Source organism: Paenibacillus sp. V4I3 (genome assembly GCF_030817215.1).
Lineage (GTDB): Bacteria > Bacillota > Bacilli > Paenibacillales > NBRC-103111 > Paenibacillus_E.
On sequence record NZ_JAUSZA010000001.1, the window covers coordinates 4,138,619 to 4,160,310 of the forward strand.

The 21,692-nt window shown below is 44.4% G+C and carries 21 protein-coding genes; 14 read left to right on the forward strand and 7 right to left on the reverse strand.

Annotation, left to right across the window (positions count from 1 at the left end; all coding sequences use genetic code 11):
* Positions 1-136 precede the first annotated feature (136 nt).
* The 6 genes from panB (at position 137) to QFZ77_RS19085 (ending at position 6,513) form a co-directional block, all read left to right on the forward strand.
* Positions 137-994 (forward strand): 3-methyl-2-oxobutanoate hydroxymethyltransferase, encoded by an 858-nt coding sequence (panB, locus tag QFZ77_RS19060; RefSeq protein ID WP_307441823.1) that lies wholly within the window; start codon positions 137-139, stop codon positions 992-994.
* Between the two features lie 23 nt (positions 995-1,017).
* Positions 1,018-1,881, forward strand: coding sequence for a pantoate--beta-alanine ligase (gene panC, locus QFZ77_RS19065; protein ID WP_307449646.1), 864 nt, complete (start codon positions 1,018-1,020; stop codon positions 1,879-1,881).
* Between the two features lie 5 nt (positions 1,882-1,886).
* Positions 1,887-2,270 (forward strand): aspartate 1-decarboxylase, encoded by a 384-nt coding sequence (panD, locus tag QFZ77_RS19070; RefSeq protein WP_307441825.1) that lies wholly within the window; start codon positions 1,887-1,889, stop codon positions 2,268-2,270.
* Positions 2,271-2,350: 80 nt separating this feature from the next.
* Positions 2,351-2,944, forward strand: a complete 594-nt coding sequence (locus QFZ77_RS19075) for a tetratricopeptide repeat protein (RefSeq protein WP_307441827.1) — start codon at positions 2,351-2,353, stop codon at positions 2,942-2,944.
* Between the two features lie 90 nt (positions 2,945-3,034).
* Positions 3,035-5,890, forward strand: coding sequence for an ATP-dependent DNA helicase DinG (gene dinG, locus QFZ77_RS19080; RefSeq protein ID WP_307441828.1), 2,856 nt, complete (start codon positions 3,035-3,037; stop codon positions 5,888-5,890).
* Positions 5,891-5,892: 2 nt separating this feature from the next.
* Positions 5,893-6,513, forward strand: a complete 621-nt coding sequence (locus QFZ77_RS19085) for a redox-sensing transcriptional repressor Rex (protein WP_307441829.1) — start codon at positions 5,893-5,895, stop codon at positions 6,511-6,513.
* Positions 6,514-6,554: 41 nt separating this feature from the next.
* On the opposite strand, the gene QFZ77_RS19090 is transcribed toward QFZ77_RS19085, so the two are convergent.
* Complete coding sequence (locus tag QFZ77_RS19090; RefSeq protein WP_307441831.1) at positions 6,555-7,556, reverse strand: inorganic phosphate transporter; 1,002 nt, start codon at positions 7,554-7,556, stop codon at positions 6,555-6,557.
* A gap of 64 nt (positions 7,557-7,620) precedes the next feature.
* Positions 7,621-8,247 (reverse strand): DUF47 domain-containing protein, encoded by a 627-nt coding sequence (locus QFZ77_RS19095; RefSeq protein WP_307441834.1) that lies wholly within the window; start codon positions 8,245-8,247, stop codon positions 7,621-7,623.
* A 245-nt stretch (positions 8,248-8,492) separates the two neighbouring features.
* Here QFZ77_RS19095 and QFZ77_RS19100 point away from each other — a divergent pair, with 245 nt between their 5' ends.
* From QFZ77_RS19100 to QFZ77_RS19135, 8 genes are all read left to right on the forward strand, one after another.
* Positions 8,493-9,788 (forward strand): amidohydrolase, encoded by a 1,296-nt coding sequence (locus QFZ77_RS19100; RefSeq protein ID WP_307441836.1) that lies wholly within the window; start codon positions 8,493-8,495, stop codon positions 9,786-9,788.
* A 42-nt stretch (positions 9,789-9,830) separates the two neighbouring features.
* Entirely contained in the window at positions 9,831-10,325 is a 495-nt protein-coding gene (locus QFZ77_RS19105) for a cell wall elongation regulator TseB-like domain-containing protein (protein ID WP_307441838.1), read from the forward strand.
* 114 nt (positions 10,326-10,439) lie between these two features.
* Positions 10,440-10,970, forward strand: coding sequence for a hypothetical protein (locus QFZ77_RS19110; RefSeq protein ID WP_307441840.1), 531 nt, complete (start codon positions 10,440-10,442; stop codon positions 10,968-10,970).
* Positions 10,963-12,465: an AAA family ATPase gene (locus tag QFZ77_RS19115; protein WP_307441842.1), complete on the forward strand. Its 1,503-nt coding sequence runs from the start codon at positions 10,963-10,965 to the stop codon at positions 12,463-12,465. The genes QFZ77_RS19110 and QFZ77_RS19115 overlap by 8 nt, the downstream gene beginning before the upstream one ends.
* Positions 12,466-12,807: 342 nt before the next feature.
* Positions 12,808-13,680, forward strand: a complete 873-nt coding sequence (locus QFZ77_RS19120; protein WP_307441843.1) for a 3-hydroxyacyl-CoA dehydrogenase family protein — start codon at positions 12,808-12,810, stop codon at positions 13,678-13,680.
* Positions 13,677-14,885, forward strand: a complete 1,209-nt coding sequence (locus tag QFZ77_RS19125; protein ID WP_307441844.1) for an acetate/propionate family kinase — start codon at positions 13,677-13,679, stop codon at positions 14,883-14,885. Before QFZ77_RS19120 ends, QFZ77_RS19125 begins: the two co-directional genes overlap by 4 nt.
* A 118-nt stretch (positions 14,886-15,003) precedes the next feature.
* Entirely contained in the window at positions 15,004-16,293 is a 1,290-nt protein-coding gene (gene asnS, locus QFZ77_RS19130; RefSeq protein ID WP_307441845.1) for an asparagine--tRNA ligase, read from the forward strand.
* A 42-nt stretch (positions 16,294-16,335) separates the two neighbouring features.
* Complete coding sequence (locus QFZ77_RS19135) at positions 16,336-17,010, forward strand: DnaD domain protein (protein WP_307441847.1); 675 nt, start codon at positions 16,336-16,338, stop codon at positions 17,008-17,010.
* 57 nt (positions 17,011-17,067) lie between these two features.
* Here the strand turns inward: QFZ77_RS19135 and QFZ77_RS19140 are convergent, their stop codons facing one another.
* The 5 genes from QFZ77_RS19140 to proC all read right to left on the reverse strand — a co-directional run bounded on the left by QFZ77_RS19140 (position 17,068) and on the right by proC (position 21,669).
* Positions 17,068-17,577 (reverse strand): hypothetical protein, encoded by a 510-nt coding sequence (locus QFZ77_RS19140; RefSeq protein ID WP_307441849.1) that lies wholly within the window; start codon positions 17,575-17,577, stop codon positions 17,068-17,070.
* A gap of 610 nt (positions 17,578-18,187) precedes the next feature.
* Positions 18,188-18,832 carry a methylthioribulose 1-phosphate dehydratase gene (mtnB, locus tag QFZ77_RS19145; protein WP_307441851.1) on the reverse strand — a complete coding sequence of 215 codons (645 nt, stop codon included), beginning with the start codon at positions 18,830-18,832 and terminating at the stop codon, positions 18,188-18,190.
* Positions 18,829-19,491 carry a 2-hydroxy-3-keto-5-methylthiopentenyl-1-phosphate phosphatase gene (locus QFZ77_RS19150; protein ID WP_307441853.1) on the reverse strand — a complete coding sequence of 221 codons (663 nt, stop codon included), beginning with the start codon at positions 19,489-19,491 and terminating at the stop codon, positions 18,829-18,831. The genes mtnB and QFZ77_RS19150 overlap by 4 nt, the downstream gene beginning before the upstream one ends.
* Positions 19,488-20,756, reverse strand: a complete 1,269-nt coding sequence (locus QFZ77_RS19155) for a 2,3-diketo-5-methylthiopentyl-1-phosphate enolase (RefSeq protein ID WP_307441854.1) — start codon at positions 20,754-20,756, stop codon at positions 19,488-19,490. The genes QFZ77_RS19150 and QFZ77_RS19155 overlap by 4 nt, the downstream gene beginning before the upstream one ends.
* Before the next feature lie 43 nt (positions 20,757-20,799).
* Entirely contained in the window at positions 20,800-21,669 is an 870-nt protein-coding gene (gene proC, locus QFZ77_RS19160) for a pyrroline-5-carboxylate reductase (RefSeq protein WP_307441855.1), read from the reverse strand.
* Positions 21,670-21,692 lie beyond the last annotated feature (23 nt).

Below are 21,692 nucleotides of genomic sequence, written 5' to 3' on the forward strand. Positions count from 1 at the left end.
CTTGAAACAAGATGTTGGATTCTGCTCTGAGCCTTATGGGACCGAGACAGAGGGATCATTGGATTCTTTCTGCATGCGATCCTTTTAGCTCTTAGCTAAAAGGTTTTTTATTTTATATGAGGAAGCTGGGATATCAATGGAACAACGTAAGCCGCTTACGACAGCTAAGATGAGAAAAATGAAGCAAGATGGAGTTCCCATTACCATGGTAACTGCTTATGATTATCCCTCAGCCCGCTTGGCGGAAGAGGCTGGCATTGATGTCATCCTTGTAGGTGATTCTCTGGGGAATGTAGTACTGGGCTACGATTCAACCCTGCCTGTCACACTGGATGATATGGTTTACCAGACGCGAGCGGCGGTGCGTGGAGCATCAAATACGTTTATTGTAGCGGATATGCCTTTCTTGACTTACCATGGAAGCTTGGACACGACATTTCGAGGTGTTGCTCGATTAATGCAAGAGGGTGGAGCAAAAGCGGTTAAGCTGGAAGGCGGAGCTGAGATTGCGGCAACCGTCAAAGCGATCACGGAGGCTGGTGTGCCGGTCGTCGGACATCTGGGTTTAACTCCGCAATCTGTTCATCAACTTGGTGGATTCCGCGTACAAGGACGAAGTTCCGAACAAGCAGAGAAATTGCTCAGTGATGCTAAAGCACTTGAGGAAGCGGGAGCTTTCGCGGTGGTCTTAGAACTGGTAACTGATGAGCTGGCCGAATGGATAACGAAGCAGCTATCGATTCCTACGATTGGAATTGGTTCTGGGGTTCATTGCGATGGCCAGGTGCTTGTTTATCACGATCTTCTCCAGTATGGTTCTGACAGTGCTGCCAGAAAGTTCGTAAAAGCGTACGCGAATATAGGGGAAACTATTCGTGCAGGTATTGGGGAGTATGTGAAAGAAGTGAAAGCAAGGGCATTCCCTGCGCCAGAGCATACGTTTCATATGGACAACGATGTTGTTGAATACTTATATGGCGATAAGGAGAAGTGAGAGGCATGGAAGCGATCCAGACAATGGAAGTGATTCATTCAATTGCTGATTTGCGTTCTCGCATAAGAGACTATCGACGCAAGAACGACCAATCTGTTGGGTTTGTACCCACAATGGGCTATTTACACGAAGGTCATGCTAGTTTGCTACGCAAAGCACGTGCTCAAAGTGGACTTGTCGTGCTAAGTATATTTGTTAATCCGCTCCAGTTCGGTCCAGGTGAGGATTTCGAGCGATACCCGCGCAATACGGAGCGGGACTTGCAATTAGCTGAAGCCGCGGGCGTTGATCTGGTGTTTATGCCATCTGTGAGCGAAATGTATCCGTCACCGACGCGCACAACGGTCAGTGTGACAGGTCTTACCTCCCGACTTTGCGGAGCGTCGCGCCCTGGACACTTTGATGGGGTCGCAACTGTTGTTAGCAAGTTGTTTCATATTGTGCAGCCCGATCAAGCCTTTTTTGGTTTAAAGGATGCCCAGCAGGTTGCTGTCATTGAGCAAATGGTGCAAGATCTCAATCTCGGCATCGAGATTGTTCCTTGTCCTATATTGCGTGAAGCAGACGGGCTGGCAATGAGCTCGCGTAACGTATATCTTTCTGAGGAAGAGCGTAAGCAAGCTTTAGTTTTGTCACAATCCTTAAAGAAAGCTAAGGCATTTGTGGAATCACATGCAACTTTCACCCCGCAGGAGCTTGAAAGCTTGGTCAGCCAACATATTGCGACTACACCTTTAGCCATCATTGACTATGTAGAGGTACTAGCTTATCCGACATTAGAACCTTTTGAAAATAGCCATTTTACCCCTTCTATTATCATTGCTTTAGCCGTGAAATTCGGCAAAACGCGTTTGATCGATAATTTAATTTTACAAGTAAGGAAGTGACCTTCATGTTTCGAACGATGATGAAAGCTAAAATCCACCGGGCAACCGTAACAGAAGCGAATTTGAATTATATCGGAAGTATTACGATTGATGAAGATTTGATCGATTTAGTTGGTATGCTGCCGAATGAGAAAGTGCAAATTGTGAACAACAACAATGGTGCACGTCTCGAAACTTATATTATTCCGGGGCCGCGCGGCACAGGTGTGATTTGTTTAAATGGGGCTGCAGCTAGGCTAGTTCAGGCGGGTGATACGGTTATTATTATTTCTTATGCGATGATGACCGATGAAGAAGCGAAGAAGCATCAACCAACGATTGCCATTATGGGTGAAAATAATAAAGTTGCGCAGCTTCTCAAAGAAGAAGAGCATTCCACCATCCTTTAAGAGGGATCACTTCCATGCATGAAATCGGCTCTGTTTACAAAGAATGAGGATAAGCTTTCGAAGCAAAGGTGGGATGCCAAATGTTTAAGCATTTATTTTCCACAATGAACGAGGTTTTGGAAGAAATCCAAAAAGAATATCCGAATAGTGACGTGGAAAAAAAAGCTGAGCTCGACGAACAATTGCAGGTGTTGAAGACGATGAGCGATGAGTTCATCGAGGCGTGGCTGCTTTTTGAGGAGAAGTTGGGAAAGTTTTATGGGGCCGTACCAATGAGCACCCAAACCCTACATGATGAGCTGATGGAACTAGATGTGTCCGGGAAGCAGACGGATGAATTCATGCGAGGCCAGGGATTTTACAAACTTTATATGTACGATCAAGCGATCAAAGAATTCGAAATGCTGATTCAAAGGCAGCCGGATTTCTTGCTAGCTCGAGTGTATTTAGCGATGGGTCATTTGCGCAAAGGGGAGTTTGGAGAAGCGTATCAACACTTCAAGTTCCTTCTGCCCTTGACCGACAATACCAAGATGAAGGCCATTTCCTACAACGCAATGGGCTGCATACAAGTGCAAAATCAGAATATGGAAAAAGCCTTTGAATATTTTCAAAAAGCGTATCACACTGATCCTTCTTGCATGGAGCCGCTGATCAATTTGGACGAATCCTAAAACGGAAGCGGCTAACTGGGTATTCCCTTTTCCTAATAAGATTTGGTATGCTAGGAGAAGTGCAGGACGAAAGGATTGAAGATACACGTCATGAAATTTGCAGTTTTGGATTTTGAAACGACAGGAAGTCAGCCTGCGGATGAAATTATTCAGGTTGGACTCGTCATTATAGATCAATTTCAAATTACTCACAGGTATACTTCTCTGGTCAAACCAGGGATAAGTATACCTTCTTCGATTACAACACTTACAGGGATTTCGGAAGATATGGTTGCGGATGCTCCCCCGCTTGACCAAGTCATGGCGGATATGTTTCCGCTCTTGTTTGATTGTGTTCTTGTGGCGCACCATGCGGCTTTTGATTTATCCTTTCTACAAAAAGGACTAACGAATACAGGATACCCGCCTTTCACAGGACGTGTGCTGGATACGATGGATTTGCTGCGCATCCTATTTCCATCTATTTCGAGTCTTCAGCTCAGCATGGTGGCCGGTTTGTTCGGTATCGATCATGAAAGGCCACACCAAGCGGATAGTGATGCGGAAGTAACGGCAGCCATATGGATTATTTGTATGGAACGATTGCTGGGTCTGCCGCTTCTTACGATTCAACGCTTGCAGCATATTTTCGAAAACGGCAACAGTGATTTAGGTTGGTTCCTCGATGAAATATGCATCTACAAAGAGTCTATCACCAGTGTGGATATGGATACGAATCGATATTTCCGTCAATTTACGATCAATGTCACCGATTGGGGCGATGAGGATGATACGCGCAAAGACTCCGATGCGGATGGTTTAGGTTCTTCTTTTACAGAGTTCCATCAAGGTTTAAAAACAGCCTTACGGGATAAATTCGAGATCTTTGAAGACCGTGAATCCCAAGAGCAGATGATTCGTGAAGTTGAAAAGTCACTCGAGCATGATCAGCATCTGATGATTGAAGCAGGGACAGGAACAGGGAAGTCGCTAGGGTATTTGATACCATCCATTTATTATGGCATCAAGTATGAGAAGAAAGTGATCGTCTCTACGCACACGATTAATCTACAAGAACAGCTCCGTGAGCGGGACATTCCACTCTTAAAGGAGATTTTCCCTATCCCTTTCAAAGCTGCTGTGCTCAAAGGCAGAAGTCATTACTTATGCTTGCGTAAATTCGAGACAAAGCTAACATCACGTGATTACGAGAATGGCAAGGAAGATCCGATAACGGCAGCGCAGATGGTTGTATGGCTTAGTGAAACGGAGCATGGTGATGAAGAGGAGCTGCATTTTGGAAATAAGGGTGCGCAGTTCTGGTATTCAGTAGCAAGCGACACAGATTCTTGTTTGAATCGCATGTGCCCTTGGTATAAGAAATGCTTCTATCACCGCGCTCGGAATGATGCCAATACGGCCGATGTGATCATCACGAACCATTCCCTCCTCTTCACGGATATGAAGGCTGAAAACCGCCTTCTACCGTCTTACAAGCACCTTGTCATTGATGAGGCTCATCACTTCGAAGAAGTGGCAAGTAAGCATCTTGGTATTGAGCTGCATTCTTCAGCATTTTATCATTCGTTGATTTGGCTATATAAAGATAATCGCAGTGGCCAATTACCAATGCTGCGGTTTCGATTGCAGAAATCGGATGAGCAGCAGGAACGCACGGCCTCTTGGAGTCAAACCATTGACGGGCTCTATCCCAAAATCGTGCAAATCAAAGAGGATTGGGATCGGCTCAGCGAAGCGCTCTATGAACTGTTATCCTCAAGGAGCGATCCTTCGCAATCGGAAAACTCACAGTTCGTGCTGCGGATGAAGCCCGAAACACTTCCGCCCGAATGGCGAGAGCTTCTGATTATGGAAGACAATATTTATTTGAATGCGAATGATTTACTCCGCACACTTGATAAATTGTTAAATGAAGTGAAGGATATGCAGGAAGTTTTCGGGGTCCAAGGATTAGTCACCGATTTGAATGGCACGGTAAAGGAACTGTACAATCATCGGGATGCCCTGCACTTTTTTATGAAAATGGCCGATGAGGGTTATGTATATTGGATGGAAGCGGGCACCTATGCCAAATCGAAATCGCTGCAGCTTGTATCAGTACCTACCGATGTAAGTGGGCTGTTGCAGCAGCATTTCTTTGAGACCAAAGACAGTATTATCCTGACCTCCGCGACTTTATCTGTTAATAAATCTTTTCAATATTCAGCGGATCAATTAGGGTTAGTTATCCCTGAGGACGAAGAATCGGGCAAGCTGAAAACCGTTCAATTGCCATCTCCATTTAATTACAGAGAGCAAGCTCTCGTCGTAATTCCTCGGGACTTCCCGACGATCAAAGGTGCCGGTGATCCTGTTTTTATCAACGCACTTATTGGGTCGCTTAGTGATGTTGCGAGAATTACCAAAGGACGTATGTTGATTTTGTGTACTTCGAATCGTATGCTTAAGCAAATTTACGCCGGCATGAAGGATCTCTTGAAGCCACATGGGATTACCGTACTCGGGCAGGGGGTTGACAGCGGTAATCGGAGTAAACTGACCCGGATGTTCCAAGATAACAAAATGTGCGTCCTACTGGGCACCAGCTCGTTCTGGGAGGGTGTCGATATTCCAGGAGATGCCCTTAGCTGTCTAGCTATTATCAGATTGCCGTTTCAACCGCCCAATCATCCACTTGTTGAAGCTAAGTGTGAAAATATTAAGAAACGCAATGAGAATCCATTTATGAAATTTTCTGTGCCGCAGGCTGTCATTCGATTTAAGCAGGGCTTTGGCCGACTTGTCAGACGTGCATCCGATAAAGGCATCGTTATCATCTATGATACTCGTGTCATTGATACGTATTATGGCAAGCACTTCCTTTATTCATTGCCTGGTCCGAAGATTGAGCATATGACGACCGAGCAAATGTTACCTAGGATTGAAGAGTGGATGGGGGAGGCGTAGAATTGAAAACACAAAAAATATCGGAAGCTGTCGTCCGAAGGCTGCCCATTTATTTACGCTTTCTGAATGAACTTGCAATGAAAAATGTTTCGACGGTATCTTCGCAGGATTTGGGTCAAAAGCTCGATCTGAATCCGGCACAGATTCGCAAGGATTTGGCTTATTTCGGGGAATTCGGTAAAAAGGGAATCGGCTACGACATTGCTTACTTAATTGAGAAGATCAGACAGATCCTGAAGTTGGATCGCCATATTCAAGTTGCTCTTGTTGGAGCAGGTAACTTAGGTCGCGCTTTATGCAATTATAATACTTATTTACGGAATGATATGAAAATTGTCGCAGTATTTGATGCATTGCCAAGTAAGGCAGGGGAATCGATCAACAATTTAATCGTTCAACCGATGCATGAGATGAAGAATGTCTTATCTGAATTAGGCGTTCGCATCGGCATCATTACGGTTCCTGCGAACGAAGCTCAAATTGTAGCCAATCAATTCATTGAATGCGGAATCGAAGCGATATTGAATTTTGCTCCAGTCATTATTAGGGTTCCTCCCGAAGTGCGCGTACATCATGCAGATTTTACAACAGAATTGCAAAGTTTAGCTTATTATTTGGATTAGAAAAAGGCACGACCCGAAGCTTGGGTCGTGCCTTTTTATTTTTAAAAAATGAATCTGAATAGAACAAAGTAGATCGAGAATGCAAGCACGATGCTGATTGGAATCGTAATAATCCAAGTGATCAACATGCGGCCAACCGTGCCCCATTGAACCTCATGGAAGCGCATGACACTGCCTGTTCCGATAATCGCGGAGGAAATAACATGGGTCGTTGACAATGGTTTACCCAAATGAGTAGAGAATTGAATAACGAGTGATGACGTTAAGTCCGAGGCAAAGCCATTAATCGGCTCGATTTTAACAATCTTACCGGAAACGGTTTTAATAATTCGCCATCCACCGATGGATGTTCCAAGTCCCATGGCCAGAGCGGCAGCAATTTTCACCCATACGGGTACTTCCAGGTCTGTTTGAACACCGGCTGCGACTAAACCAAAAACGATAATCCCCATTGCTTTTTGTGCATCGTTTCCACCATGGGAGTATGAAAGTAATCCCGCGGATAAAATTTGCAAGGTACGGAATATGCGATTTAGTTTCGATCTTGAAGTGTTCCCAGACCATATAACGATGTACTTGATCAAGATCATAATTAGGTAACCTAGGGCGAAAGCAATAATGGGCGATAAAACCAAAATGATAATAATTTGAGTAAAACCATTCCAATTCACCGCAGAGACCCCAGCTCCAGCAATAACAGCTCCAGCAAGAGAACCAAGGAGTGTATGCGAAGAAGATGAAGGAATCGCCAGATACCAGGTCAACAAGTTCCAAATGATGGCCGCAAGTAAGGCAGCGATGACGATTTCAACGCCGTTTTCAATTTTGGCTGGGTTAGCAATGCTGCCTCCAACGGTTTTGGCAACCTTAGAGGAAACCATGGCTCCGACAAAGTTGAGAGTGGCGGCCATGGCGATGGCTACACGTGGACTTAATGCACGTGTGGAAATGGAAGTTGCAATCGCATTAGCCGTGTCGTGAAATCCATTAATGAAATCAAAAAGTAAAGCAAGCACAACGATAACGATTAAATAAGTTAACATGATTTCCTCCTAAGAGTTTTCCATTTGGAAAACTTTCTTCGTAGACATAGGACACGAATGTGCCTTATGAATAGCGAAGTACAACGCTATCAAGGATATTGGCTACATCTTCACAAGCATCCGTTGTTTCTTCCAAACGCTCATAAATTTCTTTTAGTTTAAAATCTTCGTACACATCTTTACGTGTGATGAAAATTTGGCGAATCCCTTCGCGCATCAAACGGTCTCCGTCATTCTCAAGGGAATTAATAGCAACCGTATGCTCGGGGATTTGCATGTATTTTTTCTTCGCCAGAAGCTTGAATGCATCCAGCATATGTTGGCAAGAGTCTACAATGACAGCCGAAAACTCTTTCATATAAGAATCTGTATGGGATACAGCAAGATAGTCGAAACGAGCAATTGTAGCTTCAATACCGTCTGTTACATCATCCACTTTGGAGGCTAGAACCATAATGTCTTCACGATCAATCGGTGTAATAAATACTTTGTTTAAACCTTTAAAAATTTCGTGAGTAATGGAATCGCCTGCATGCTCTAAATCGTTAATCGCTTTTACATACTCAATAGGCGGTTTATCACCCATCATGGCTGTGCGAAATAGTTGAGCAGTTTGCAATGCGTTTTCTGCAGCACGGATGAGAAGTTGCAAGAAATCGACTTCGTTCTTTTTCGTGAATAACGTTGTCATATAATCCTCCTATATTTTACTATATGTACTAGTTTTTGATCGAATATATAAGATAAACAGACCAAATGGTAGAAAAAACTCACAAAGTTAAAAGTATCATAACAATTGCATCGAAAGCAACGAAAATTCCGTGACATTTAACAATTTCTTAACATCACTTGGCTTCCTTGATTTTACAAGCCCGAAGATGTAAAGTTTAAAAAGCAATGTCTTTAATAGAATGAGCATAGAGAGGGATTTTTAGTATGAAAAAAACATTAATTACGAACGGTATTTTTATTTCAAATAATGAAGCAAAATCGTCTATAAAGGGCTGTATGGTTATTGAGGGCAGCCAGATTACATACATCGGTGAGGAAATACCTGAACCCCGAGAAAATTATGACGAAGTGATTGACGGCACGAACAAGCTTTATATGCCTGGTCTTGTGAATACGCATGGTCACGCAGCGATGTCGCTTTTACGTGGATACGGTGACGATCTTGCACTCCAAATATGGTTAGAAGAGAAAATGTGGCCGATGGAAGCCAAATTCAGCGCCCAAGATGTGAAGTGGGGGACACAGTTAACGATTCTAGAGATGGTTAAAGGTGGTACGACAACTTTTGTGGATATGTATGACCATATGAACGAAGTTGCTAAAGCCGTTGAAGAGTCAGGTATGCGCGGTGTTTTGACCCGAGGAATTATAGGTCTTTGTCCACCGGAAGTACAAGATGCTAAATTGAAAGAAGCCACCGAGTTTGCTAAAAACTGGCATGGCGGTGCGAATGGAAGAATCACGACCATGATGTCTCCACATGCACCCTATACATGTCCACCGGACTATATAGAACGGATTGTTCAAGTGGCCCATGATTTAAACTTACCTATCCATACCCACATGTCAGAAACCAGTCGTGAAGTTCAAGGAAATGTTGATCAATACGGTTTAAGACCCGTTGCTCATCTAGAAAAGCATGGCGTGTTCAGCAGACCGACGCTTATTGCGCATGGTGTACATCTCACAGATGAAGAAATCAGTATCCTTAAGCAATATGATGTTCGTATTTCCCACAACCCAGGAAGCAATCTGAAGCTTGCTAGTGGTGTTGCCCGAGTTCCTGAACTTCTTCGTTCTGGCGTGAAGGTTTCGCTTGGAACGGATGGAGCGGCATCCAATAATAACTTGGATATGTTCGAAGAAATGAGACTCGCCGCGTTGATTCACAAAGGTGTTTCTGGCGATCCTCTAGCTGTGCCTGCTGCAGAGGCGCTTCTTATGGGAACGAAAATGGGTGCAGAATCCATCTGGTTAGACAATGTAGGCTTACTGCAGGCTGGTATGAAGGCAGACTTCATCGCACTGGATATCGACCAACCTCATTTCCTCCCGAAAACGGACTTCGTGTCCCATATTGTTTACTCTGCATGTGCAAAAGATGTAGTGGATGTGTGTGTAGACGGAAATTGGATTGTCCGCAAGGGTGAATGTTTAACACTTGATGAAGAAAAAATTAAGCGTGAGTTTGAAAAATGCTTTGATAAGCTCATCGGCTAAGTGAATGCCTTTTAAGTTGGTCTGGGGAGGTGAGCGGCGTTCATGAATGCAAAGCGAACAAGGATCATAACATTCGGTGTATTTATTATTTTGACACTTGGTGTAGTGCTTAGCCGCTTTTATTTAAACGTTCAGAATGAGCACTGGGACGATAAGCGCAAAGCGGTAGAAACAGCGTATGAGAAAAGTATTATGACGAAAGCAACCAAGGTGGATTTCTTCTATGGAGATGAGCCGCTTCAAATCGTTTATGGGGAAGACAAGCTGGGTCAAGGCGTTATCGTTTGGGTTTCAGACAAAGATATACATGCTGAGATGACTTCTGAATCGTTCACTGAAACGCAAGTACGAGACACGGTGCTTAAAAAAGCTCCAGAGATTGAAATAGAACGTGTGCTGCCTGGCAAGCTTGGTAACGAATATGTCTGGGAAGTCTTCTATAAAAAGAAAGAAAACAGCGGTACACGCTATTTCTATGATTATTACAATTTCAAGGATGGACACTATATAGATACGTACCGACTCAGCCTGCATTAGGCTGAGTTTTGTTGTTTCCACTCATTTCATAAAGCTAATGTATGTATCAAGTGATATACTCATCGTATAGCAATTGAAGCAATAAAATACGTATAGAAAGGGGGACGTTGACTGATGAAGCTGCGTCTCTTACCTGTCGTCATGAGTGTTATTATCTCTGCTGGAGTTTTATTCGGTGGTTGGTTCGCTTATACAAGTTTAGCTATGGAGAATCCATTATCTGATATCATTGGCAAGGTTCCCGGTGTGGCAAGCTCAACGATGAAACTGGACAATAACCAAGTTGATATAGAAGTTAAACTAAACCCAGACGCCAATTTAAGAAATGTTGTCGAACGTATTCATAAGGATGGTGCATCCATTATCGGTAAGCGTTCTGTGAATATCGATGTGAAGAGCAACCCGTCTGAGAAACTGGATCAGTGGTGGTCTAAAGCATTATTTGAGGTAGCACAAGCGATGGAAACGAAGCATTATGCAGATATTCCAACAACGCTTCAGAAATATGCTGAGGGTGTTCCAAATATGAAAGTAGACAGTGAAATGGACCAAACTTATGTATATATTCGTTTGACAGATGGTGATGCCACTAAATTCATCATGCTACCTAGAACATCCCAGATAGGAGTGTGGCCGAATGAGTAAAATATATAAAGAAATTGGGATTGGATTTATACCGGTTCTTCTGATCTTTTTAGCTTTTCTAGGTGTGAATGTGATACCTATCTTGTTTGTTAGTGTATTGGGTGTTTCCTTGTTTTACATGATTAAAGGCCGCGGCGGTGCTGGGATATCTGCTGGTGGTGATCGTAAAAGCAAGAATCGTACACCTTCATATTTGACGTTTGATGAGATTGGTGGACAAGATCGCGCTAAGAAAGAATTGATGGAAGCTCTTGATTTTCTAATCAAGCATGAAGAAATTAAGAAATTAGGAATTCGTCCGCTCAAAGGGATTCTGCTTACTGGCCCTCCTGGAACAGGGAAAACGTTAATGGCTAAAGCTGCCGCACACTATACGAATTCTGTTTATATGGCAGCGTCAGGTAGTGAATTTGTTGAAATGTATGTCGGTGTCGGTGCAAGTCGTGTACGTGATCTTTTTAAGGAAGCTCGAACACGCGCTGTTAAAGAAGGCAAAGACAATGCGATTATTTTTATTGATGAGATTGATGTTATTGGCGGTAAACGGGATGGCGGTCAACATCGTGAGTACGATCAGACGCTGAACCAGCTATTAACTGAAATGGATGGCATTCATACGAATGATGCTCCCCGTATTTTGATCATTGCAGCAACGAACCGTAAAGAAATTCTTGACAGTGCATTATTGCGTCCAGGACGATTCGACCGTCACATTGAAGTGGACTTACCGGATAAGAAAGGTCGTTTGTCCATTCTCGATATTCATGTAAAAAATAAACCGCTGGCTCAAGGCGTTTCTTTGGATATGATCGCTGATCAAACCTTTGGTTTCTCTGGCGCACAGCTAGAGGGCGTTCTAAATGAAGCCGCCATTTATGCCATGCGAGAAGATAAATTGGCTATCGAACAGCACCATCTAGCTTCCGCCATTGATAAAGTGATGATGGGGGAAAGAACGGATAAAGAAACGGCGCAAGAGGAAAAAGAGCGCGTCGCTTATCACGAATTGGGTCACGCTATTGTTGCTGAAATTGTACGTCCTGGCTCTGTTTCTCAGGTTACTGTTAGTCCGCGGGGGAAAGCGCTCGGATATGTGCGTCATAATCCACCGAAAGATCATTATTTATACACCAAGGATTATATTGAGCAGCAAATCATGATTGCTCTCGGTGGCGCCGCGGCTGAAGAAATCTTCTATGGTGGACGCAGTACAGGTTCGCGTAACGATTTTGAGCAGTCACTTTCCATGGTTCGTAATATGATGGATTCCGGACTTACTTCCCTCGGGATCATTGACCGTGATATGGTGACGAAGGATCAGCTCATGAAAGAGAATACGATCATCCTTGATGCGCTCATGATTCGCACGAAGGAGCTGTTAGAGCAGCAGCATAGTGTATTCGAACATTCCTTTGTGATTTTGATGAAAGAAGAAGTTCTTTCTGGTGACACGTTCCGCAAGCTGTTTGATGCTTCTGTTTCGAAAAGTGCATAAGTTGACCGTTGGCCCCTGAGCCAGCGGTTTTTTCGTGTTGCTGATGGAATTTGCGTTATCCATCTTTGGTGAGTCAGAACTGATCGGAAAAAGAGGGAGCGGGTATGATTTTTTATGCCCATTAACTAACTGTGGATAAGTTGAGCTACTCCCCCATACGAACGGAATTGTGTCAAAGCTGAGATAATCTCGCGAATGTTTTGTGTATACTAATGAAATTGGAGAACAAAAATTGTATGATATGATTGAGTTTTCAAGACGAGGTTGGATAGAGAATTCATTGAGAATGTGAATAATAAGAAGTAGGTAAAGGACGCAGCGTGAGAGAAGGAGAAACATGGTATGGTATTCAAAACAATTGGTGTAATCGGCGGAGGAACGATGGGACAGGGGATTGCTGAAATGCTCGCTGCCCGCGGTTTGGACGTATTACTCGTTGAAAAAACAACAGATAAGCTGGAACGCGCAATTGAACAGATTACGGTCAGCTTAGATAAGCAAATAGAACGGTGGTCATTGACAGAAGCGGAGAAAAAGCTGATTTTAGCCAAAATCAGAAAAGCCGATTCGCTGCAAGATATGGCTGCTTGCGATATGGTTATAGAGACAATTTCAGAAGACTTGAATGCTAAAAAGCATGTATTTTTCCAACTGAATCAAATTTGTTCACCAGCCATTATTTTAGCAACGAATACATCCACTCTTAGCGTGACGGAGATTGCGGCAGTCACCACGAATCCCGAACGCGTGATTGGACTTCATTTTTTGCATCCCGTGGCGAAAATTGATCTCGTCGAAATTATCCGAGCGATGAAAACCTCGGACGAAACCTTCAAACAAACCCGCCATTTCGTGGACGAGCTTATTTTAAAGAAAAGTATTAAAGTCACGGAGTCGCCTGGCTTCATTACAACAAGGCTTATTTGTACATTGATCAATGAAGCGCTGCACACACTGTCCGAAGGAGTAGCTTCCGCTGAGGATATCGATAACGCCATGCGGATCGGCTATGATTTCAAATATGGTCCACTGGAAATGTGTGACCGATTCGGGTTAGATTCCGTACATGCGGCGCTTGAAGGCATGTTTCGCGATTATGGAGACATGAAATACCGTCCGTCCTTCCTATTGAAACAAATGGTACGAGCGGGTCATCTAGGAGTCAAAACCGGAGAAGGCTTTTTCCGTTATGATAAGGATGGTGACCGTTTGTGAATATTCTCGTTATAAATGCAGGGAGTTCTTCGCTTAAATATCAACTCTTCCAAATGGAAAATGAAGCTGTTCTCGCCAAGGGTAAGGTAGAGCGAATCGGGATGGAAACGGCGATATTGACGCATGAACCGACGGGGAAAGCCGAAGTTCATGAGGTTAGAGAAATTCTCGAACATACGACAGCCATTCGCAAGGTGCTGGAGTTGCTTGTGCACTCTGAACACGGCGTGCTGGTGTCCACGTCGGATATCGACGCCGTCGGCCATCGAGTCGTTCACGGCGGCGAATCCTTCAAGAACTCCGTCCTCGTTAATGACGAGGTGAAGAAGGAGATCAAGCGGCTCTTCGATTTGGCGCCGCTCCACAATCCGGCGCATATGCTCGGCATATCAGCGGTGGAGGCGAACATGCCCGGCGTGCCGCAGGCCGTCGTCTTCGACACCGCCTTCCATCAGTCCATGCCGGCGCATGCCTACCTATACCCGGTACCGATGGCCTTGTACCGGAAGCACAAGGTGCGCCGCTATGGCTTCCACGGCACCTCGCACAACTACGTGAGCGAGCGTGCCGCAGCCTTCCTAGGCCGCCCGCTGGAGCAGCTGAAGCTCGTTACCTGTCACATCGGTAACGGAGCTTCCTGCGCCGCCGTGATGGGCGGCAAGTCCGTGGATACGAGCATGGGGATGACCCCGCTCGAAGGGCTGATGATGGGCACGCGCAGCGGCGATCTCGATCCGGCTATCGTGCCTTATGCGATGGGCAAGGAGGATTTGACGCTTGGCGAGATCAGCTCCATGCTGAATAAACACAGCGGGCTGCAGGCGATCTCGGGGATCTCCAGCGATATGCGGGAGATCGTGGAAGCACTGGAGGCGGGCGATAAGAACGCCGCGCTTGCTTTTGAGATGTATGAGTATCGGCTGCGCAAATACATAGGGGCTTACGCCGCGTCGATGAGTGGCGTCGATGCGATTGTTTTTACAGCTGGCGTCGGAGAAAATTCCGAGCTGCTTCGCAAAACGGTCTGCGAACGCCTGACATTCCTCGGTGTGGAATTCGATGAAGAAGCGAACCGCCAAGGGAGAGGCCTGGAGCGACGGATTACGAAGCAAGGCTCCAAAGTGGAAGTGCTTGTGATCCCAACGAATGAGGAGTGGATGATTGCTCGAGATACTTATGGACTTATCCAATCACAAACCGTCTGATTTTGAACAGCCTTGATAGAGGTTTTCTCATGGAAATAGTGTACAATAAAGAAGTGTTTGGTAGGCCGAGGTTTGGAATTTTATTGAATATAATGACTTTAAGGAGGTTAAAAAGGGAATGAAATGTACGATAAACGAAGTTAAACATCATGTTGGCGAGTCGGTCACCATTGGCTGTTGGCTAAACAAGAAACGTTCAAGTGGTAAAATTCAGTTTTTACAACTAAGAGACGGTTCCGGATATATACAAGGTGTCGTAGTCAAAAGTGATGTAGGAGAAGAAGTTTGGGAAGCCGCTTCTAAGCTTACGCAGGAAAGCTCACTTTACATAACAGGAAAAGTGAAAGAGGATACAAGGAGTAAAGGCGGCTATGAGCTTGATGTCCTAGGTATTGAAATCATTCAAGTGACGGAAGATTATCCGATAACACCGAAAGAACATGGCGTTGATTTCTTGATGGATAACCGCCACTTGTGGATTCGGAGTCCGCGCCAACGTGCGGTTCTCGTAATTCGCGCTCAAATTATTCAAGCCGTACAGCAATTTTTCAATGAGCGTGGCTTCCATTTAGTCGATCCACCGATTCTAACCCCTTCCTCGTGCGAAGGAACAACGAATTTATTTCACACCAAATACTTTGATGAGGATGCCTTCCTTACACAAAGCGGACAGCTCTATATGGAAGCAGCCGCGATGGCACTTGGACGTGTGTACTCTTTCGGCCCTACATTCCGTGCAGAGAAGTCCAAAACACGCAGACATCTTATCGAGTTCTGGATGATTGAGCCGGAAATGGCTTTTGTCGATCATGTCGAGAACCTGGAAGTACAGGAGCAATTTGTTTCTTATATCGTTCAAACCGTGCTCAAAAATTGTGCAACAGAGCTGGAAACCTTAGAGAGAGACACAACGAAGTTGGAGAAAATTCAAGGCAGCTTCCCGCGAATTACGTATGATGAGGCTGTAGACTATTTACAAAAGAACGGTCATGAATTCGAATGGGGCGAGGATTTCGGTGCTCCGCATGAAACAGCGATTGCTGCTCAATATGAAACACCGGTTTTCATTACGCATTGGCCGACAGAAATTAAAGCGTTCTATATGAAGCCTGATCCTAGCCGTCCGGAAGTCGTGCTTTGTGCCGATATGATTGCGCCTGAGGGGTATGGAGAAATCATTGGAGGCAGCCAAAGGATTGATGATCCCGAGCTAATGGAGCAGCGCTTCCAGGAGCATGAGCTGTCAAAAGAAGCTTATCAATGGTACCTTGATCTTCGGAAATATGGCACCGTGCCGCACTCCGGTTTCGGGCTTGGACTTGAACGTACGGTTGCTTGGATTTGTGGTTTGGATCACGTGCGCGAAACGATTCCATTTCCTCGTCTCTTATATCGTCTGTACCCGTAAAAGGGTTTATCGACCATCGGTAGAAAGGGGATCGGATAAGTAATGCAATCTAGTACACAGCAGCAGATAGAAGCTGTCCTTGTAGCCGGCTTTCTGGAAGGGAATGTCGGAGTCCCAAGCCTTCTTCTAAAAAATTACCGCGCCCTTCAGTTGAGCGAAATTGAAGTCATGACACTGATTCATTTGATATCATTTCTGGAAAAAGAAAACAACGATTTTCCAACCACGGATGAGATTCAATTCCGTATGTCGGCTTCACCAGATTTGGTCATTGCCAGCTTGCAGAAATTGATTCATGAGCAGTTCATCGCGATCGATGAGGATACAGCAGAAATAACGGGGATACGCAGTGAGCGATACAATCTTACGCCGTTATACCAAAAATTAGCCAAACGGGTGGCCGAGCAGCAGATGGCAGAGTTAAGCACGATCCGTGCATCCATTCCGTCTGATGAGAGTGCCAAAAATATTTATTCAACATTTGAAAAAGAATTTGCACGTCCGTTAACTCCGATGGAGCTGGAAACAATCAGCGGTTGGTTGGATAAGGATATGTACAAAGAAGAGCTCATTATGACGGCTCTCAAAGAAGCTGTATTTGCAGGTAAAGTACACTTCCGATACATTGACCGGATATTACTGGAATGGAGCCGCAATCGAGTTGCGACTGTGGACCAAGCAAAGGAATATTCGCAACGATTCAGGCAATCCAGATAATTAGAAAAACGTCCTCATCTTCTCACAGTTCTCAACTGGAGAAAATGGGACGTTTTTTCATTGGGGCTGCCAGTTTTTGTAATGCTTTTTAGCCAGACTAAATAAAAGTGTGTTCAGACCAAAGGTTAAGAGATAGACAGGAAACGAGTAGATAAGCTCCCAACCATAATATTGAAACACCGAAAAGGTGACAGCAAGAGCTTCAAAGCCAACAGAGGCAATCGACCAAACTAGGATATGTATAAACTGAAAAGGAGCACGAATTGGATACTTGTCATAGAAATACACATAGAAATAGCCAACTAGAGGAAAAGGAATCGTGTAAAGCATAAAATCGAACAAATCATAGTTTGAGGTATCCATAATATCATACACATTATAAGGGTATGAGGAAGATAAGATATTATCGACGGCTCGTCCCAAATAGGAGTTGAATATCATAATGAGCAATGCGATGGGAAGTGGAATTCGCTTAGGAAGCATGCAATATATCAGGATCAAAGCGATCATAATAATCGTAGCAAAGCCTTCGTTTGCGTCAAAATGAATCGGTGGAATTAAGATCATACAGGTTGTTTGTCCCTACCTTTCAACCAACGAAGTACGTACATGAGTCCCACAGTAGAAACGATAAAAGTTAGCCACACTATTAAAGACCACCAAAATTTCCAGTGCACGACATATACATACCCGGCAAGCTCCATAATTATATGCATGCTTGCTAATATTAGGGTATAAACACTAGTGAGAATCACGCGCTGCCCCTTACGGCTGCTCATTTTTAAATAAAAATGCAGAAACCAAATCATGGACATAGGGAATAATAATAAATAATAGAACATGGTATCCCAGAATATTTGGTAAGTGCGATAAGGTACAATCAGCTGTAAATTCCTTACTACAATTTCAGAAAAATCTTCCCCGAATAGTGAGACCCAAAACCAATAAACGAAGACCTCAAAAAGATTCATGTTTTTTTTAATATACACATAAGAGATGAATAGAAGTAAAAATAAACTAGTATTAATGACTGAGAACATAGGCGATTCCTTTGCAAACGGATTTAACAAGTAAAAGTAGTTTTACCCATCCTGAGTGATTCTATGAGACAAAAAAAGTCAGAACCTCGCGCATTTGGGCAAGGACCTGACTTTTTGACTTTTTTATTCAAATAAAGCTATTCATTGCCTTTATGCAGCAAGTGCGAGCGGTATACATATTCGAAAAGGAACTCGAATGCTTCGAGATGGCGCTTAGCTTCAAAAGCATTTGCTCCCCAAGCATAAATGCCATGCTTACGAAGCACGATACCTGGAATTCTCGGAACAATCGCACCTTCCACCAGCTCGGCGATACGAGGGATTTCAGCATAATTGGGTAAAATGGGAATATCGATTTGAGCTTCTTCATCCCAAATATTGAAAGCCTTAATAAGTTCAACACCGTCTACGGGTATGCTTTTACGTTCCCAATACAGTTCAGAGATCAAATTATTGAATATCGTATGTACATGAAAAATGGCGCCTGCGCCTGTTAAGCGGTAGATTTCACTATGAATCAAGGTTTCTGCCGATGGCTTCAGGCTTGTAGCTTCCGTCGGTTGGCCTTTCTCATTAACGAGTAGAAAATCCTCAGGTGTTTGCACGGATTTATCTCTACCGCTTGATGTAATAGCGAAAGTGAATGCGTCAGGCTCGAAGCCGCCCACACGAACAGACAAATTGCCGCTTGTTGCAGGAAACCATCCTCTGGCCGCTAAATTAGCTTTAATATCACGCAAATCAGCGAATGCACGCTGCTTCTCTTCCAGTAAAATACTCATACTACAGGTTCAGCCTCCAATTGCTTCATAATATCAAAGAAAGTATCGAATGGGTGATACGGATAGTCTAGCTGCTTACACATATCGATGAGATGAGAGCGAGCAAAGATCGTATCAACCAGCTTAGCGCCTTCGAAATCCGTAATACTATCACCGATAATAATTCGCTCATATCGATTAGCGTCATAAGAGCGGATAATGCTTGTTTTGCACATCCCACAGTCTGTTGCACAATGCTCGTCACATCGGTTTGGCCACAAAATCTCAATGGTGTTTCCTTTAAAAGTACTGGCATTGCAGTAGATATGCTCACTTGGGATTGCAAAGGGCTTCAGCAGTGGATAGATAAAAAAATCAATGCCGCCGCTCGTAATCAAAAGCTTAATATTCTGTTCTTTGCAATAATCTACGAATTCTTTGAATCCATCACGAATCACTGCGTTGTTGATCGCATATTCGACAATCTCATCCTTACGGGAAGTAGGGAGGAGGGCGAACATCTCACCAACACCTTGACGTATGGATATACTTTTGTCCAAAATTCGGTCTACGATAGCTTCCCAACCAGCTGGGTTGAAATGCTTCATGATGGCAACGATGTTATCGTTCACGGTAATGGTACCGTCAAAGTCGCAAAAAATAATGCGTTCCTTACTCATTCGGGAGTCCCCCATGTGTCAATAGCTGATTGTAACTCTGGATGTGTTCGGGCGTAGTCTCGAAGGGTAATTCCTTGGATCGTTGCGTCAATCGCCTGACGGAAGGCTTGCCCACCCGCAATCGTACCGAGTGGATGTCCATGGATGCCTCCACCTGCATTGACGATGACATCCTTGCCGAAATCACGCAGAATAAGCGGGACAAGACCAGGGTGAATACCTGCCGAAGGGACAGGAAAGCTTGAAGCTAGTTTTAATTGTACATCGGCAGGAGCGTTATAGGTGTAGTCTTTTCGTAAATCATCTGTTAGAAGTGCATGCTTAATGGCCATGTTCTCTTCCCTGGGCATAATGACAGAGCCATAAGGAGAAGGGAAAAGCACTAAATCTGCTCCGGCCAAACGCATGAGCTTGCCAAGCAGCACAGAAGCGGATATCCCATAGTGCGGTGACGGATAAGTCGCACCTGCCATGGCTGGATGAGCCATGATGGGAATCGTGATTTCCGGATCGGAGCTTAATTCATGCAGCGTATCGAAACCGTAAGCTAATACATTAAATAGTAAAGCGTTAGCTCCAGCACCGATTGCTTTCTTGGCTTGAGCTGCAAGCTTGGATGTAGGACCGGTTAAATTGACAGCATAGAGCAGCTTTTGCCCTGTTTCCTTCGTGGCTAGTGCGGCTGCTTCCAGGCAAATCTCGATCCGTTTCTCCAATGGTGTTAATGGATTTTCAAACAGAATCTCATCGTCTTTAATGAGATCCACACCGCCAGCTGCTTGTAAATAAAATTGTTCACGTAGAGCTGGAAGCTCATACCCGACAACGGATTTAAAGATACTCATTAATAAAGGGCGATCATGCACACCGAGGAGCTCTCGCACACCTTGCATACCGAATTTGGGACCGGAGAAGCCAGATAAGAAGTCAGATGAGAAGGATAAGTCAATTAGCTTTATTTTGCCGTCCATCGACAGCTTTCCGAATACAGTGACCAACAAGGCAGGGATGTCCCTGCTGAAGTTAATATCAGGATATGCGATTGTGATATCGGCATAACGGTGTGAAATTGGTTCTCCATGAGCGGGCTCATGCACTTCAACCGAAATGACTTTCCCTAAATGCTTCTCCATTTGCGCTTTTTGCGCTTCCGGCAGTTCGGTCCAGCTGCCAACCGTAAGGCCGACAGCGATGCTTGTTGCTTTTTTATGAAAATCGGCTTTCTCATCGAAACTCCGATAGGTGGCTAGACAATATGCGTTCATCGTAAACATTCACCTGCTTTAAATAGAATTAGACCTCATGATATTAAGAGGATTTCGCTACGGGACTTGGCGCAGCAATTTGTTCGCCCATTTCTTTGGCTCGCTCTGCAGAACGAAATACCGCTTGTGAGATAGCTTCGCTAAACTGAAAGCGATCCAACGCTTCAATAGAAGCTTGCGTTGCCCCATTTGGCGATGTAACTTTGCGACGAAGCTCAGCAGGATTTTCTTGCGTAAGCTGAACCATATGCGCGGCTCCGAGCACTGTTTGAAGTGTTAATTGGTGTGCATCTTCTGCGGAAAGGCCACCATCAATGCCAGCTTTGATCATGGCTTCCATGAAATAGTAGACATAAGCAGGACCGCTGCCGGATACGCCTGTCAGAATTTCTAATTTCTCTTCCTCCACAATCGTTACAATACCAACAGCTTCAAACATTTGCGTAGCCACTTGCTTGAATGTAGCATTGACCTTGGAGGAGAAGCTCATCCCTGTAGCGCCTAGACCAATTGTGCTGGACGTGTTCGGCATTGTGCGAACAATCGGCATATTGGTTTGAAGCAGAGCTTCTGTTTTCGCGATAGAGAGCCCAGCAATGACCGAAACGAGAAGCTGTTGTTCGTTCAATAGCGGCTGCAGCTCGGCGAAGGCATTCTCTACATCTTTAGGCTTCATGCAGAGTACGACGACATTAGCTTCACGTAGAAAGGTTTCCTTCGTTAACGGGTCAGATGTTGCCTGCAGACCGTATTCCGAACGTAGGAAAGCTAACCTGTCTTGATCCGAACGATTCATTACATATATATTTTGGGGATCAGCGACTTTGGTTTCAATGAGTCCGCGAATGATCGCTTCCGCCATCGAACCAGCGCCGACAAAAGCAATTTTGGTTTGGGATAAAGTAGTGGACATCGTACATTCCTCCTTGAATTTTA

Bases quoted from the DNA above. Each gene is read 5' to 3' on its own strand.
- proC (WP_307441855.1), bottom strand. From the start codon at position 21,669: ATGTCCACTACTTTATCCCAAACCAAAATTGCTTTTGTCGGCGCTGGT.
- panB (WP_307441823.1), top strand. From the start codon at position 137: ATGGAACAACGTAAGCCGCTTACGACAGCTAAGATGAGAAAAATGAAG.
- QFZ77_RS19110 (WP_307441840.1), top strand. From the start codon at position 10,440: ATGAAGCTGCGTCTCTTACCTGTCGTCATGAGTGTTATTATCTCTGCT.
- QFZ77_RS19075 (WP_307441827.1), top strand. From the start codon at position 2,351: ATGTTTAAGCATTTATTTTCCACAATGAACGAGGTTTTGGAAGAAATC.
- QFZ77_RS19105 (WP_307441838.1), top strand. From the start codon at position 9,831: ATGAATGCAAAGCGAACAAGGATCATAACATTCGGTGTATTTATTATT.
- QFZ77_RS19095 (WP_307441834.1), bottom strand. From the start codon at position 8,247: ATGACAACGTTATTCACGAAAAAGAACGAAGTCGATTTCTTGCAACTT.
- QFZ77_RS19140 (WP_307441849.1), bottom strand. From the start codon at position 17,577: ATGATCTTAATTCCACCGATTCATTTTGACGCAAACGAAGGCTTTGCT.
- QFZ77_RS19100 (WP_307441836.1), top strand. From the start codon at position 8,493: ATGAAAAAAACATTAATTACGAACGGTATTTTTATTTCAAATAATGAA.
- QFZ77_RS19115 (WP_307441842.1), top strand. From the start codon at position 10,963: ATGAGTAAAATATATAAAGAAATTGGGATTGGATTTATACCGGTTCTT.
- QFZ77_RS19150 (WP_307441853.1), bottom strand. From the start codon at position 19,491: ATGAGTAAGGAACGCATTATTTTTTGCGACTTTGACGGTACCATTACC.
- QFZ77_RS19120 (WP_307441843.1), top strand. From the start codon at position 12,808: ATGGTATTCAAAACAATTGGTGTAATCGGCGGAGGAACGATGGGACAG.
- dinG (WP_307441828.1), top strand. From the start codon at position 3,035: ATGAAATTTGCAGTTTTGGATTTTGAAACGACAGGAAGTCAGCCTGCG.
- QFZ77_RS19155 (WP_307441854.1), bottom strand. From the start codon at position 20,756: ATGAACGCATATTGTCTAGCCACCTATCGGAGTTTCGATGAGAAAGCC.
- panD (WP_307441825.1), top strand. From the start codon at position 1,887: ATGTTTCGAACGATGATGAAAGCTAAAATCCACCGGGCAACCGTAACA.
- mtnB (WP_307441851.1), bottom strand. From the start codon at position 18,832: ATGAGTATTTTACTGGAAGAGAAGCAGCGTGCATTCGCTGATTTGCGT.
- panC (WP_307449646.1), top strand. From the start codon at position 1,018: ATGGAAGTGATTCATTCAATTGCTGATTTGCGTTCTCGCATAAGAGAC.
- asnS (WP_307441845.1), top strand. From the start codon at position 15,004: ATGAAATGTACGATAAACGAAGTTAAACATCATGTTGGCGAGTCGGTC.
- QFZ77_RS19090 (WP_307441831.1), bottom strand. From the start codon at position 7,556: ATGTTAACTTATTTAATCGTTATCGTTGTGCTTGCTTTACTTTTTGAT.
- QFZ77_RS19135 (WP_307441847.1), top strand. From the start codon at position 16,336: ATGCAATCTAGTACACAGCAGCAGATAGAAGCTGTCCTTGTAGCCGGC.